Here is a 14,240-nt window from a genome sequence, read left to right as displayed (position 1 = left end):
TGGATAAAAGAGTGAAATAATAGTTTTAAATTATAGTGACAGACACTTCTTTTAGAATTAAAAATCAAGTGAAGAGGTAAAATTATTTTTTACCTCTTACATATCCCTCAATAATAAATCTAAGAGCGTTTAGTTTAATAAATCCTTCAGCGTCTTTTTGATTATATACGCTATCTTCTTCAAATGTAGCAAATTCAGGACTGAAAAGTGATTTTGGTGATTTTCTACCAACTACCGTTACGTTACCTTTGTAAAGTTTAAGTTTTACCGTTCCCTCGCAGTTTTCCTGAGTCTGGTCGATTAGTTTTTGAAGAGCTTCCCTTTCAGGAGAGAACCAGAATCCGTTGTAAATAAGCTCTGCGTATTTAGGCATGATTTCGTCTTTAAGGTGAGCTTCACCTTTATCAAGTGTAATGCTTTCAATCGCTCTGTGGGCTTTAAGAAGGATTGTTCCACCCGGTGTTTCGTAACATCCGCGAGATTTCATTCCCACAAATCTATTTTCAACAATATCAAGTCTTCCGATTCCGTGTTTTTTGCCGTATTCGTTTAGTGTTTCAAGGATCTGTGCAGGAGTCATTCTTGCACCGTTAATTGCAACAGCGTCCCCTTTTTCAAAATCTATTTCGATATATTCAGGCTTGTCAGGTGCTTTTTCAGGGCTTACAGTCCATCTCCACATATCTTCTTCAGGTTCCGCCCAAGGATCTTCCAAAATACCGCCTTCGTATGATATGTGAAGAAGATTTGCATCCATTGAATAAGGAGATTTTTTACCGTGTCTGTTAATTGGAATACCATGTTTTTCCGCATATGCAAGTAGTTTTTCTCTTGAATTTAGATCCCATTCTCTCCAAGGTGCGATTACTTTAATATCAGGTTTTAATGCATAATATCCAAGCTCAAATCTTACCTGGTCGTTACCTTTACCGGTTGCTCCGTGTGCTACGGCTTCAGCACCAACCTGTTTAGCGATTTCAATCTGTCTTTTTGCAATTAAAGGTCTTGCGATTGAAGTTCCAAGTAGATATTCGCCTTCATAAATAGCGTTTGCTCTGAACATTGGAAATACGTAATCTCTAACAAAATCTTCTCTTAAATCTTCGATAAAAATATTTTCAGGTTTTACACCAAGTTTTATTGCTTTTTCTCTCGCTTCCTCTACTTCCTCACCTTGTCCGATATCGGCTGTGAATGTTACAACTTCCGCATCGTAAGTATCCTGAAGCCATTTAAGAATGATACTTGTATCAAGTCCTCCACTGTATGCCAATACAACTTTCATTGAATTCCTTTTAATAAATTTTATGAAATTATACACTATTTTATGAATTGGGAATGGAGAAAAAGAGGGCTGCTTGAAAAATTGTCAGATTTTTTAGGGTTCAGAGGGAGAATGGAGAATTAATTTTTAGTATAATTTGACAAAAAAAGGGACGTTTTGAGAATAGACAAATTTTTAAATGCGGTAAATATCGTAAAAAGACGCTCAACTGCCGATGAAATGTGCAAAGAAGGCGTTGTATTTATAAACGGTAAAAAGGCAAAACCTGCAAAAGACGTAAAAGTGGGAGACATTATAGAAATTCAGTATTTAAGCGGAAATAAAAAATATGAAGTTTTGCAAATTCCTGAAACCAAAACGATTCCTAAAAGTAAAAAATACGAATATGTTAAGGAGATTTAATGAGATGGAGTAGATTTTTTGCCTATACACAAAAAGAGGCGCCAAAAGACGCTGTGGTTGCAAGCCACAAATATTTGGTAAGAGGCGGATATATCAAGCAGGTGGCGGCAGGGATATACGATTTTGCGCCTCTTGGAAAAATGGTGCTTGATAATATAAGAGCAGTTATAAAAGAGGAAATGGATAAAGCTGGTGCTCAGGAAGTTTTACTCACTTTTGTAACGCCGAACGAACTCTGGGAAGAAACGGGAAGGGCTAAAAAATACGGAAAAGAATTACTAAGAATCAAAGACAGAAAAGACCAAAGCTTTGTTCTTGCTCCTACAAATGAAGAGAGTGTGGTTGATCTTGTAAGAGGGACGATTAAAAGTTACAAACAGCTGCCTGTAAATCTTTATCAGATTAACCTTAAATTCAGGGATGAAGCTAGACCTAGATTCGGACTGCTTAGAGGGCGTGAATTTATAATGAAAGACGCATATTCGTTTCATGCTACTGAAGAGGATTTAGATAGGGAATTTAACCTGATGGAAGAGACATATAAAAACATTTTCACTAAACTTGGACTTGACTTCAGAGCCGTATGGGCTGACAGCGGAGCAATAGGTGGAAGCGGGTCTAAAGAATTTATGGTGCTTGCGGATACTGGTGAGGATGACATCGTAGTTTGCAGCGAGTGTGACTATGCGGCTAACATAGAAGTTGCAACCCGTAAACACGAAAAAAGAGAAAACCCCGTAAAAACGGAAGTAATTGAAGAAGTGCATACGCCCGATATGAAATCTATTGAAGATGTGTGTAATTTTATAGGAATTGATCCGTATTTCAGCATAAAAGCTGTTGTTAAAAAAGCAATTTATGACGACGGGAAAAGTGAAATAGTGGTATTTTTTATTCGTGGAACCGATACATTGGAAGAAACAAAAGCTACAAATGCCGTAGGTGCGCTTGAACTTGTGGACGCTAGTGAGGAAGAACTTGAAGCGGCCGGGTTAGTTCCCGGATTTATAGGACCTTTCGGACTTCCAAGCAGCGTAAAATATATAATCGACGATGATTTAAGAATGGCCGAAGAGCTTGTGTGCGGCGCTAACAAAAAAGACTATCATATAAAAGGAGCGGGTCTTCTTGATGCGAATCTACTTGGAAATCTGACAATATATAGAGATATAGCGGCTGTAAAAGAAGGGGATAAATGTCCAAAATGTGGGGCTCCTCTAAAAATTACAAAAGGTATAGAAGTAGGGCATATATTTAAACTCGGAACCGTTTATTCAGAGCCTATGAACGCCACGTTTTTGGATGAAAACGGAAAGGCAAAACCTTTTATTATGGGATGTTACGGAATAGGGGTTAGTAGGCTTATTTCAGCTGCAATTGAGCAAAACCATGACGATAAAGGAATTATCTGGCCTAAACAGATTGCTCCGTTTGTAGTAGATATAATAGTAGGTGACGTTAAAAAAGAAGAGCAGTTAATTTATGCTGAAGATTTATACGAAAAACTAAACGAAGCGGGGGTTAAAACGATACTTGACGACAGGGCTGAGAGATTTGGGCCTAAAATTGCTGATTTTGAGCTTGTGGGATTTCCTATATGCGTTATTGTTGGAAAGAAACTAAAAGATGGTAAAGTGGAAGTAAGGGACAGACGCACGGGTGAAAAGTTTGAGGTTGAAAAAGATATGGCGTTTGAGAAGGTTTTAGAAATTATAAACAAATGAAAAGTGAAAAATTTAGGATAATTAATAGTGTGAATGATTATATTGACGATTTAATGTCCCTTTACAAAAACGAGTGGTGGACTGATAAAAGAAAAAAAGAAGACGTTATAAAAATGCTTCAAAATACCACTTTCGTTTTTGGTATAGTTAAAGATGATAAATTAGTAGCATTTTACAGGGTTTTGAGTGATTTGGTTTATAAAGCACTTATTTTTGACTTAATTGTAGATAAAAATTATAGAGGTCAAGGTTTTAGTAAAATTTTATTAAATGAGATTTTTAATAATCCAAAATTAAAAAATGTTGCAGGTTTTGAGCTTTATTGTTTGGACGAGATGAAAAGTTATTATGAAAAATTCGAATTTAAGAAACTTGATTTGATATTAATGAAGAGGTGATTTATGGGACTTATATATTTTTTGGTGTATCTTTTTTTGGAGATACTTTTTTCTTATGAGTTTGCGAAAGTTTTTACGCCTTTTGGGCTTTTTTTGGAAGTTTTGGTAACGGCGGTAGCCGGTATTACGATTATTAGAACCCTTAATTTTTCGATGGCTGAGAGTATGCAGAGCGTAATTAGAAGGGAAATCAGCGAAGAAGAGTTTATTTCAATAGGGCTTTTTAAGTTAATCGGTGCGATTTTACTTTTTATTCCGGGTATTTTCAGTGATATAGTAGGACTTCTTTTAATGTTTGAGCCGTTTGCTAAATGGTTTGCAAGAAAATTTTTAAAAAGAAACACTATTTATCACGGAACTCATTATTACAATGACGATACTGAAATTATTGATGTGGAGATTATAGAAGAAATTCCGAAAAAAGATTAAGATTTAAAACTATTAACTTCTTTAGAAAGATTAGTTGTAATTAAATCCAATCTTTTTACTATTTCATTTAACTCTTTTACCGCCTCATCGCTTATATTAGCTTCATTGTTTAGATTTTCTATAATTTTCACCAATTCTTTTATTGCTTTATATATATTTTCACTTTCTTCTTTTGCTTTGTCTGCAATTTCTATAGTTGTATTTAATTTGGCCATGGTTGTATTTGATTTTTCTATTAAATTATACGCTATATTTGATAACTTTTCAGAATCTTTTGCGTTATTTTGAATTTCAGTTTGTGTTTCCATAATTCCTTGAACTATAAGCCCAATTGCACTATCTATTTCGCTTAAACTTTTTTGTGTTCTTTCGGCCAGTTTTCTAACTTCATCCGCAACCACGGCAAAACCTCTTCCGTGTTCTCCGGCTCTTGCTGCTTCAATTGCAGCGTTAAGGGCTAAAAGATTAGTCTGGTCTGCTATTTCCTTAATTATTGTAATGATTTCTTTTATCTGATTTGATTGATCTGCAAGCATTGTTACTTTATTAGAAATTTCTAATTCTTGGTTTGAATTGTTTTGGATATTTGTAACAATATCATTAAGTGAGCTTGCTAAGTCTTCTAAAACTTGTTGTGTGTTTTTTATATCTTCGGATGTTTTTAAAACAATCTGTTTGGTAGATTCAACATCTTCTTCAATATTTTGAGTGAAAGATTTGGCATTATTTAATAGTTTATTTTGTTTTTCAATTGAATTTTTTACTTTTTTTGTGATTTTATCAGTTTGATTTGTAATTGATACAGTTTGTGAAATTAAATTTTTAAGCGAATTAATAATATTTTGAAGTTTTTCTAAAAATTTATTTATGTTTCTTGATACTGTTCCTATTTCATCCTTTGATGAAACGTCTATTCTTTTTGTAAGATCACCTTCACCTTGAGCTAAATCTTCAACTCTATTATTTAATTCTTTGATAGGTTTTGCTACACTTTTAGAAATTATAATCATAAGAATAACAACTATGAATATATCTATTATAAGCATTGCGATTAATTGATATATAAGTGTTATTTCACTTTCTTTTACCGCCCCTTCAATTAATTTCAAAGGCTTTCCGATTATAGCATATGCGACAATGTTACCACTAAAATCTTTAATAGGTATGGATATGCAAAAAAAGTTTTTAGTATTTATTATCTGGGATAATTTTTTATTTTTCAATTCATTAAAGTAATTTTTATCATATGCATTTTCTTTTAAAGCTAATACATAATTTTGCATTATTTCAGGTGATTTTTTCAAAAAAGTTGCAATATTTAAATATTTTTTATCAAAAATTATTATTGTATAAATATTTTGTTTTTTAAGATCTTTTGCGATAGAATTAAGTCCTTGCATAAATTCAATACTTCCAAGATATTGATTATTATAAATAACAGGAGATAACCCTCTTAAGACAAGCCCTGCACGACCGAGTTCTATTGCAACAAGGGGTTTTTTGTGTTCTTTAACCCAAACTATTGTTTTTCTAAAACCGCTGAGATCATCTCCATTTTTATTCGGTTTCCAAACCCTTAGAAATGAATGTACATCTGCCGTATGAATATGTATTTTTATGTTTTTGAATTTCGTATATTTTTTGTAATAAGCAGTTAGATTTTTTAAAGCTTTTAGAGCAATTAATTTATCGCCAGTTTTTAAAGCATCTATAACTGCAGAATTTTGAGCAATCGCAATTGCATTGGTAAGTCCAACATCTTTTTTTGCTTCCATTTTTAAATTAAATAAATTTTTTAATTCTTTTTGAGTGTTTGTAAATATTTCTTTTTTAATATTTAAAGTTGATGTATAACTAATAATAACCATAATAATAACACCAATTATTATTGCACCTATAAGAGGATAGTGAATTTTTTTTGAAATAGAGAGATCTTTAAAGCGCATAATCCGCCTTTAGTTTTTTTAATTTTATTATATTTTTTGTTTAAAAATCATTGATTTTAATCAATGGATAAAAAAACTTTTTTTATCTTTTTGTGTGTAAAAAATAAACACTCATTCATTAATTTTAATTATAACTCTCTTTTAACTTAAAAATAAATTAATTTCATTTTAAAATATGAATGATTAATCATTTAAAGGAGTGAGAGTGGAAGCTGTCGTATTTTTGTTTTTACTGGCTATTCTCGCACTCAAAGTGTTTGCTTTAATAAACGTAAATGACGTAAAAAAGTCGTTTATTGTTGCAAGTACTGCTGAAGTGCTGTATCTTGGTATAGCTTTTTTAGGTTCTTCCGCACTTAGTGCGGCAATGCTGCATATTGAATATCAGGCTGTTTTCAGAATTCTGGCGTTTTTGATGCTGTATGAGTTTTTTAATTTTAAAAACTCAACAACCCTGCAGGATTTAAAAGGTGTCGGATTTAACAAATGGGGTGCAGTGTTCGGGTTTGCTGTTTTTGGAAGTTTGGGCGTTTCACTAATTACATCCAAGCAGCTTATTTTGAATTCTTTTGCTTTAAACGGAGTGTTTGAACTTGGATATATGATTGTGGCGATAAATATTATTCAGGCGGTTTATTTAATTACGCTTTTTGAAAAAATCGTTTTTGCAAAAGGTGAAAGTGTATTGGATAAAGTAAAAAACATACTGCCTGTCGGGATTTTTACACTGGCCGGTGTTGCGGTTTTTGTTTTGCCTCAGGTTTATCTGATAATTCCTAAACTCTTCAGTGATATAAATTCTTTCCATTTGGCGTTTGGGTTTGATTATCACGGAATCAGGGGTGTTTTTGCATTGATTATTGCTTTTATAGTCACAATGGTGTTTTTATATTCGTTTGATTATATTAAAACGAACAAAACTTTTTATTATTCGGCTCTGGCGGTTTTAGGTATAGCATTGATTGAAGTCGCAATGAGCGACAGTTTTGAAAGTTTTTATCTTTTTTGGGAGCTTATGACAATATCTTCATATCTGCTCATTATGCATTCAAGAAGCGATGAGTCGATAAGTGCGGCAAAACTTTATTTTGTAATGTGTATTGCCGGTGCGTATCTTCTTCAGCTTGCGTTTTCTAATTTTTACGCTTCTGGGATTGAGAGTTTCTCGGAAGTTAAAAACCTTTCTTTAAGCACTGCAATACTTTTAATGCTCGGTTTCGGGGTAAAAGCGGGTATGGTGCCGATGCACAAATGGCTGCCTGTGGCACACCCTGAAGCACCAAGCAGTATTTCCGCGCCGCTTTCCGGTATCTTAACCAAAGCCGGGATTTTCGGAATAATCGCAATCGTTTATATATTTAATTTTCATGCGCTTGTTTTTTCTTATCTGTTGATAGGAATAGGACTTGTGACACTTTTTTACGGTGAGATTAAAACACTTTTTGAAAAAGATCTAAAAAGGCTTCTGGCATATTCCACCATAGGACAAATCGGTGAAATTATCACGGTTTTAGGACTAATGAGCACAGCGGCTTTAAGCGGGGCGCTGTATCATATTATCAACCATGCGGTGGTAAAAGATCTGTTATTTTTAAGTGCCGGTCTTTTAATAATGAGTGCCGGTAGCAGAAACCTTGACGATTTAAAAGGTATAGGTAAAAAACTGCCGATCCTCGCATTTCCTTTGGGAATAGGCATCTTTGCTATAAGTGCATTTCCACCTTTTGGGAATTTTAACTCTAAGTTTTTAATGATATTTGCCGCTACGGATACTCATAATTACCTTGCGGCTTTCGGACTTATAGCAGGTGCCGTTATCGGATTTATCGGGATGCTCAGGGTATTTAAATATATCTTCTTATATAGTGCAGACAAAGAGTTTAAAAATGTAGGCGGGCTCAAACTCGGTGTTGTTTATCTGCTGGCGTTTATTTCGTTTTTACTCGGTATTTTCCCAAATGCTGTTTTAGGATTTATAAATCAGGCTATAAGCACTACAATTCACGCAAATGTAATTCAGCCGGAATTTGCATTGCATATTCCTCTTAGCGTTACTATAATGATTATAGGTGCGGCGGTTGTGTTTTTCTTTGGAAAAACAAGTAAAAACGCCGGAATTTTGGCTGCGAGTTTTTCATTCCTGGCGTTTTTGAGTGTTCTTAGAAACATTTTCGGTATCAGTGAATTTTTTGCGGCTCTTGTGCTGTTTATGGCTGTTTTAAACTTTTTATATGCGGCGAGGTATATGGATCACTCACATAAACCTTACAGGTTTTTTGCAAACTTTATGATAATGATTATAGGTATTATAGGGGTTAGTTTAAGTGACAGTATTTATTCGATGTTCTTTTACTGGGAAATAATGGGCGGATGGGCGTTGTATATTGCGCTTGTTCATGAAGAGGATTCATATTCAATTACTGAAGCCAGTAAATATCTTATTTACAATTTTGCCGGTGCCGGTGTTATTATGATAGGACTCAGCATCGTAATGCATTACGGAAGTTATTTTGACGTGTTTGAAATGATGCCTTTAACAAGTTACACAATTTTCGCGGTTGCACTTTTAACTGTAGGATTCCTTGCAAAAGCTGCACAGTTTCCTGTCAGAATCGATTATCAAATGCACCCGAAACCCGCTCCGACTCCTATTAGCGGATATATTTCATCAGTGATGCTAAAAACCGGGCCTTTTATGCTGATTATGATGTTTTATCTGATAGCCGCTGGTATGAGCCTTACTAAAATGCTCGCAATCGATTCGATTGCCCATTTTGCGGCTGTTGTGGGTGTGATTACAATTATCATGGGGGCAAGTTTCGGACTTCTTACAAATTCTATGAAAAGACTTCTTATTTTCTTAACGGTTGCCGAAATCGGATATATCGTAGCCGGTGTTTCCCTTGTAACAAGCGAAGGGCTTGCCGGGGGAATGCTTCATTTAATTAACCATATGTTTTTTAAAGACCTGCTGTTTTTGAGTGCAGGTGCTATTTTTTATAAAACTGGAATCGACAGTTTAGATAAACTCGGAGGAATCGCACGTAAAATGCCTATTACTTTTGCGGTGTTTATGGTGGCTGTGTTTGCGACTGCCGGTGTTCCGATGTTTAGCGGATTTGTATCAAAATGGATGATTTATCATGCACTTATGGCTAAAGGGTATGTGTTCTTGGCGATTCTTACGATTCTTGGAAGCGTAATGATTCTTCTTGTATTTGTTAAATTTATGCACAGTGCATATTTCGGGAAAATGGATAAAAGTTTTGAAAAAATAGAAAAAGTAGATCTTTTCATGTCTGTTCCTATGGTGATTTTGGCGGTTTTAAATATTATCTTGGGAATATTCCCGTATCTTGCACTTAAACCTATTAATATGATCTTAGAAACTTTCGGATTCAACACAATATGCATAAGCGCAACATCCGTATGCATGGGAGGGGACAATCTTAACCTGTTTACGCTTGCAGTGTATCTGATTGCGGCTTTGGTTATCGGTTATCTGATGTTTTTATACAACAAAAAAACAAGAAAAACCCATATTTTCCTATCAGGTGTAAGGGATTTAAGTGAAAAAGATCTGCATATCAAATCCCATAACTTCTATGAAAGCGTAATAGAGCTGATCGAAAAAATTATCCGTATCACAAAAAAAGTGTTCGGATTAAAAGGAGGATACGTTGAGCGCTAATATAATTCATTTTCTGATTTTTCCCGGAGGGCTTTTTGCCCTGGCACTCGGTATTTTTATGCTGTCTCTTGAAAGAATTGTGGTTGCGAGGCTGCAGGGGCGTGTAGGACCTCCGATTTATCAAAACTTCATTGATGTCGTTAAACTTTTTAATAAAGAAATATTAATTCCCAAAGACGCAAAAGAGAGTGTATTTAAATACGCTCCGTTAATCGGGTTTGCGGGAATGCTTGCGATGTTATACTTTATTCCGATTCCCGGTGTATATGAAGGAAGCGGTGTTAACAGCGATTTGATACTACTGATTTACGTAATGGCGCTTCCTGCTATTGCACATATTTTAGGCGGTGGTGCTTCAAGTTCTCCTTATGCGGCGATTGCGGTAAACAGGGAACTTAAGTTGATGCTTGTGTATGAAATGGTGTTTGTGATTATCGCTTTTAGTATCGCACTGTATGTAGGGCACGGCGATGCTGTGTTTTCACTTAAAAAAATTATGCAATATCAGCAGACTCACGGAAGTTTTCTGCTTGATTGGAAATTCTGGCCGGCGGTGATAGCTTTTGTTATTTTTGTTCTTGCTACGCTTGAATTGCCTCCGTTTCAAATAGCGCATCATAACGACGCCGACGTAATGGACGGATTTTTAATAGAACACAGCTCAATTCCTCTTGCAATTTATGAAATGACAGACGCTCTTAAAATAGTACTTTTGAGTATCGTGTTTCAAATTTTCTTTTTCCCGGTGGTGATTGCGGATGATGCGATGTTAAACCTGTTATGGTTTATAGCTAAAACGGTGGTATTTGTAATGTTTTTTTCTTTAATACATGCAATTCTGCCAAGCTACAGAATCGACCAGGCGTTTAAGTTTTTACTTATCGTTCCTACAACTCTTAGCTTGATTACGCTTGTTTTAGTGATTTTATCTGTAAAAGGACTGATATGAGTATTATTACAAGAAGCCCGTTTTTATTCAGAATCAATACAGGCAGTTGCAACGGGTGTGACGTGGAACTGGCGACGACTGCCATGATACCGAGATACGATGTGGAAAGACTCGGGTGCAGATATACAGGAAGTCCGAAACACGCTGATATTTTGCTTGTAACCGGTCCTATAACGGCAAGAAGCAAACCGTATTTACTGGAAGTTTTAGATGAACTTCCTAATCCGTTTGTTGTAGTGGCTGTGGGGACTTGTCCAACAAGCTGCGGTATTTTCAGGGATTCATACGCTATTGAGGGACCGCTTGATAGATACGTAAAGGTTGACGTAAACGTTCCGGGATGCCCTCCAAGACCGCAGGCGATAATAGACGGTGTTGCTAAAGCACTTGAAATTTGGAAACAAAAAATAAGGGATATGAAATGAGCGGGTTTTTAAAAATTGCGATAAGGAACTTATTAAAAGGACCGACAACTGATCCGTATCCGTTCGGTCCTACGTTTATACCGGATAAATTAAGAGGTAAATTAAAAGTTGACGCCAAAGCGTGTACGGCATGTGGAACTTGTGAGGAGGTGTGCCCTTCAGGTGCTATTCATATAACAAAAAACGAAAACGTTTACGTTCATACCACATGGTACAACACATGCTGTTTTTGCGGTAACTGCGAATTTTTCTGTCCTACGGGGGCTATTAAACTTACAAATGACTTTCATACCGCAAACACCGAAGCTGAAAAATATAAATTTATAACGGTAGCGGCGATACCTGAAGTTAAGTGCGAAAAATGCGGCGAATATTTTATGGCGCCAAGTTATGAACTGCTAAAAAGAGCATATCCTCACGTAAACGAATCAATAGAGAAATTTTTAACACTTTGTCCTAAGTGCAGACAAAAAGACGCATTTGAAAGGTTGCATAAATGAAAGAAACTCTTAAACAAAAAGTTATTACCGAGCTTAAAGAAAGGCTCACGGGCGATTATGAATTAAGAGATGAAAAAGACGAAAAAGGAAACATTCAGATATGGCTGAAACTTCATAATCGTAAGGATATCTTACACGTTGCGGAGGTTGTGAAAGAACTTGGAGGCAGATGTGTGATTATCAGTGCATATAAAAAAGACGACCACCACGTGCTTGTATATCATCTTGACATAGACGGAATGCTTTTGAACGTGGAAGTGGAACTGTTTGACAATAAAGTTGATTCAATCACACCTATCCTCAACTCGGCCAACTGGACCGAAAGAGAATTTAAAGAGATGTTCGGAATTGAACTTATAGGGCATCCGAATCCTGCAAGACTCTTCCTTGATGAAAGTATAGCTGAGGGGATACTCGGTGAATATATGCCGCTCTCTCAGGCAATGAACGGGGCTGCAACATGCTGTATGTGGGAAAAAATCGAAAGTGAAAGGCACAAAGATGAGCACTAAAATTCCTATCGGGCCGTTTCATATAGGACTTGAGGAACCTATATATTTTAAAATAGACCTAAAAGGTGAAACGGTAACAGATGTAGATATGATTAACGGGTTTGTTCACAGGGGAATAGAATACCTCGCGATGCAGAAAAACTTTTTTCAAAATCTTATTTTGACAGAGAGGGTTTGTTCGCTGTGTTCAAACAACCATCCTTTTACATATGTAATGGCCGTGGAAAAAATAGCGGGTATTGAAGTGAGTAAAAGAGCCAATTATCTAAGGGTGGTGGCTGATGAAGTTAAAAGAATAGCCTCACATATGTTTAATCTCTCAATGCTTGCTCACCTTGTGGGGTTTCATTCTCTTATGACCCAGACAATGGAAGCGAGGGAAATTATGCAGGATATTAAAGAATCTATTTGGGGTAACAGAATGGATATGAGCGCCAACACCCTAAGCGGTGTGAAATACGACCTTGACGAAGGTCAAATTGAATATATCTTAAGAAGACTTGACGAACTCGAACCTCAAGTTGATGAGCTAATGGATATATATTTCAATTCTAAAATAACAAAAGCAAGAACCGTAGGTGTCGGAGTGCTTCCAAAAGAAGAAGCGCTTAGGCTCGGAGTTACAGGTCCGACTGCCAGAGGCAGCGGCGTAAACAACGATGTAAGGGATAAAGCGCCTTATGCCGCTTATGACGAGCTTAAACCGAATGTATGTCTGGAAGAGGAAGGAGATGTATATTCAAGAATGAAAGTCAGATGGAGGGAAGTTAAAGATTCCATAAGACTTGTGCGTCAGGCGATTACAAACCTTCCGGAAGGTCCTGTAGTAACACAAAAAAGACCTCACATTCCTGCCGGTGAAGCTGTTACAAGAACGGAAGCACCAAGGGGTGAGCTTATTTATTATTTAAAAACCAACGGGGCTCAAAAACCGGAAAGAATGAGATGGAGGGTTCCGACATATATGAACTGGGAGGCTTTAAGGGTTATGATTCCGGGTAATAAACTTAGTGATGTCGCTGTAATCTTTAATAGTATCGACCCTTGTATTTCTTGCACAGAAAGATAAGTAAGTTGTGAAGTAGATAAGTTGTGAAGTTGTGAAGGTTAAAAAATATAAAGGAGAATAAATGGCTAATAAGTTTATATTTGCGGATGCGAGTAAATGTATAGGATGTCTGAACTGTGAGCTTGCGTGTGCGGCAAGCCACATGGGCGTAAGTATTGAAGAAGCATATGATATGGGACTTAAGGGAATTGATTTAATACACAGAAACACAGTAATAAAACATGCAAACCTGACAGCACCTATGCAGTGTATGCAGTGTGAGGACGCACCGTGTGTAAACGCATGTCCGATAGATATAATCAAATATGAAGACAACTACGTAAAAATATACGAAGACGATTGTATAGGATGTAGAAGCTGTGCTATGGTTTGTCCTTTCGGGGCTATTGTAATGGCACCGAGCCAGTCTACAAACGTAACGGGACTTGTCGCAATTAAATGTGACCTGTGCGGAGGAACAGAAGGCGAACAGGCGTGTGTAAACGTATGTCCGACAGATGCACTCAGTCTTATAGATTATACGGAATATAAAGCGAAAAAACAAAACGAGGCGTTTGAGAGACTGAATCAAAATGCATGAGTTGTCAATAGTCCAGTCAATGATGAAAATCGTTGAAAAAGCGAGCCAAGGTAAAGAAGTTACGAGACTTGTAGTTAAAATTGGCAAAATGAGCGGGATAGAGCCTCATTTTTTGAAAGAGAGTTTTGATTTTTTTAAAGAAGGGACGGTTTGTAGAAATGCCGAAATGGAAATTATAGAAGTTGATGTGAGAATTAAATGTTTTGGCTGCGGAAATGAGAGTGATATTAAGGGCTTTGATTTCCACTGTCCCGTATGCGGCAGCGAGAAAACGAAAATAATCGCCGGGGAAGAGATGCATATAGAATATATAGAAGTGAAGGAGTGACA

At 36.1% G+C, this 14,240-nt stretch carries 14 protein-coding genes; 12 read left to right on the top strand and 2 right to left on the bottom strand.

Features of this window, described 5'->3' with window-relative positions:
- Nucleotides 1-82: 82 nt before the first annotated feature.
- Nucleotides 83-1,285 carry an argininosuccinate synthase gene (locus ACYQ19_RS01835; protein ID WP_459977724.1) on the bottom strand — a complete coding sequence of 401 codons (1,203 nt, stop codon included), beginning with the start codon at nt 1,283-1,285 and terminating at the stop codon, nt 83-85.
- 156 nt (nt 1,286-1,441) lie between these two features.
- On the opposite strand from ACYQ19_RS01835, the gene ACYQ19_RS01830 reads away from it, so the two are divergent.
- The 4 genes from ACYQ19_RS01830 to ACYQ19_RS01815 are packed head-to-tail and all read left to right on the top strand — an operon-like array spanning nt 1,442 to nt 4,238.
- Nucleotides 1,442-1,687 (top strand): RNA-binding S4 domain-containing protein, encoded by a 246-nt coding sequence (locus ACYQ19_RS01830; protein WP_459977723.1) that lies wholly within the window; start codon nt 1,442-1,444, stop codon nt 1,685-1,687.
- Complete coding sequence (locus ACYQ19_RS01825) at nt 1,687-3,411, top strand: proline--tRNA ligase (protein WP_459977722.1); 1,725 nt, start codon at nt 1,687-1,689, stop codon at nt 3,409-3,411. The genes ACYQ19_RS01830 and ACYQ19_RS01825 overlap by 1 nt, the downstream gene beginning before the upstream one ends.
- Complete coding sequence (locus ACYQ19_RS01820) at nt 3,408-3,809, top strand: GNAT family N-acetyltransferase (RefSeq protein ID WP_459977721.1); 402 nt, start codon at nt 3,408-3,410, stop codon at nt 3,807-3,809. The genes ACYQ19_RS01825 and ACYQ19_RS01820 overlap by 4 nt, the downstream gene beginning before the upstream one ends.
- 3 nt (nt 3,810-3,812) lie before the next feature.
- The gene (locus ACYQ19_RS01815; protein WP_459977720.1) at nt 3,813-4,238 is read left to right on the top strand and encodes an FxsA family protein; all 426 of its coding nucleotides are present in this window, start codon (nt 3,813-3,815) and stop codon (nt 4,236-4,238) included.
- On the opposite strand, the gene ACYQ19_RS01810 is transcribed toward ACYQ19_RS01815, so the two are convergent.
- Nucleotides 4,235-6,184 carry a methyl-accepting chemotaxis protein gene (locus ACYQ19_RS01810; protein WP_459977719.1) on the bottom strand — a complete coding sequence of 650 codons (1,950 nt, stop codon included), beginning with the start codon at nt 6,182-6,184 and terminating at the stop codon, nt 4,235-4,237. The two genes, ACYQ19_RS01815 and ACYQ19_RS01810, sit on opposite strands and share 4 nt — an antisense overlap.
- Nucleotides 6,185-6,389: 205 nt before the next feature.
- Between ACYQ19_RS01810 and ACYQ19_RS01805 the strand changes: the two genes are divergently transcribed.
- The 8 genes from ACYQ19_RS01805 (at nt 6,390) to hypA (ending at nt 14,238) form a co-directional block, all read left to right on the top strand.
- Nucleotides 6,390-9,875 carry a complex I subunit 5 family protein gene (locus tag ACYQ19_RS01805; protein ID WP_459977718.1) on the top strand — a complete coding sequence of 1,162 codons (3,486 nt, stop codon included), beginning with the start codon at nt 6,390-6,392 and terminating at the stop codon, nt 9,873-9,875.
- Nucleotides 9,865-10,824: a respiratory chain complex I subunit 1 family protein gene (locus tag ACYQ19_RS01800; protein WP_012663679.1), complete on the top strand. Its 960-nt coding sequence runs from the start codon at nt 9,865-9,867 to the stop codon at nt 10,822-10,824. Before ACYQ19_RS01805 ends, ACYQ19_RS01800 begins: the two co-directional genes overlap by 11 nt.
- A complete protein-coding gene (locus ACYQ19_RS01795; RefSeq protein ID WP_015902170.1) occupies nt 10,821-11,249 on the top strand; it encodes an NADH-quinone oxidoreductase subunit B family protein in 429 nt (142 codons plus the stop codon). The genes ACYQ19_RS01800 and ACYQ19_RS01795 overlap by 4 nt, the downstream gene beginning before the upstream one ends.
- Nucleotides 11,246-11,749, top strand: coding sequence for a 4Fe-4S binding protein (locus tag ACYQ19_RS01790; RefSeq protein WP_459977717.1), 504 nt, complete (start codon nt 11,246-11,248; stop codon nt 11,747-11,749). The genes ACYQ19_RS01795 and ACYQ19_RS01790 overlap by 4 nt, the downstream gene beginning before the upstream one ends.
- On the top strand, nt 11,746-12,261 hold the full coding sequence (locus ACYQ19_RS01785; RefSeq protein WP_459977716.1) for an NADH-quinone oxidoreductase subunit C: 516 nt from the start codon (nt 11,746-11,748) through the stop codon (nt 12,259-12,261). The genes ACYQ19_RS01790 and ACYQ19_RS01785 overlap by 4 nt, the downstream gene beginning before the upstream one ends.
- Nucleotides 12,251-13,330, top strand: coding sequence for a hydrogenase large subunit (locus tag ACYQ19_RS01780; RefSeq protein ID WP_459977715.1), 1,080 nt, complete (start codon nt 12,251-12,253; stop codon nt 13,328-13,330). The genes ACYQ19_RS01785 and ACYQ19_RS01780 overlap by 11 nt, the downstream gene beginning before the upstream one ends.
- Nucleotides 13,331-13,391: 61 nt before the next feature.
- Nucleotides 13,392-13,910 (top strand): 4Fe-4S dicluster domain-containing protein, encoded by a 519-nt coding sequence (locus ACYQ19_RS01775; protein ID WP_459977714.1) that lies wholly within the window; start codon nt 13,392-13,394, stop codon nt 13,908-13,910.
- The gene (hypA, locus tag ACYQ19_RS01770; RefSeq protein ID WP_459977713.1) at nt 13,903-14,238 is read left to right on the top strand and encodes a hydrogenase maturation nickel metallochaperone HypA; all 336 of its coding nucleotides are present in this window, start codon (nt 13,903-13,905) and stop codon (nt 14,236-14,238) included. Before ACYQ19_RS01775 ends, hypA begins: the two co-directional genes overlap by 8 nt.
- Nucleotides 14,239-14,240 lie beyond the last annotated feature (2 nt).

Source organism: Nautilia lithotrophica (genome assembly GCF_054656815.1).
Note: the sequence above shows the minus strand (reverse complement) of the source record. Positions and strands in the feature narration are given on the sequence as shown.

Coding starts and splice junctions, on each gene's coding strand:
- ACYQ19_RS01835 (WP_459977724.1), bottom strand. CDS start 1,285: ATGAAAGTTGTATTGGCATACAGTGGAGGACTTGATACAAGTATCATT.
- ACYQ19_RS01790 (WP_459977717.1), top strand. CDS start 11,246: ATGAGCGGGTTTTTAAAAATTGCGATAAGGAACTTATTAAAAGGACCG.
- hypA (WP_459977713.1), top strand. CDS start 13,903: ATGCATGAGTTGTCAATAGTCCAGTCAATGATGAAAATCGTTGAAAAA.
- ACYQ19_RS01815 (WP_459977720.1), top strand. CDS start 3,813: ATGGGACTTATATATTTTTTGGTGTATCTTTTTTTGGAGATACTTTTT.
- ACYQ19_RS01820 (WP_459977721.1), top strand. CDS start 3,408: ATGAAAAGTGAAAAATTTAGGATAATTAATAGTGTGAATGATTATATT.
- ACYQ19_RS01810 (WP_459977719.1), bottom strand. CDS start 6,184: ATGCGCTTTAAAGATCTCTCTATTTCAAAAAAAATTCACTATCCTCTT.
- ACYQ19_RS01825 (WP_459977722.1), top strand. CDS start 1,687: ATGAGATGGAGTAGATTTTTTGCCTATACACAAAAAGAGGCGCCAAAA.
- ACYQ19_RS01780 (WP_459977715.1), top strand. CDS start 12,251: ATGAGCACTAAAATTCCTATCGGGCCGTTTCATATAGGACTTGAGGAA.
- ACYQ19_RS01795 (WP_015902170.1), top strand. CDS start 10,821: ATGAGTATTATTACAAGAAGCCCGTTTTTATTCAGAATCAATACAGGC.
- ACYQ19_RS01775 (WP_459977714.1), top strand. CDS start 13,392: ATGGCTAATAAGTTTATATTTGCGGATGCGAGTAAATGTATAGGATGT.
- ACYQ19_RS01785 (WP_459977716.1), top strand. CDS start 11,746: ATGAAAGAAACTCTTAAACAAAAAGTTATTACCGAGCTTAAAGAAAGG.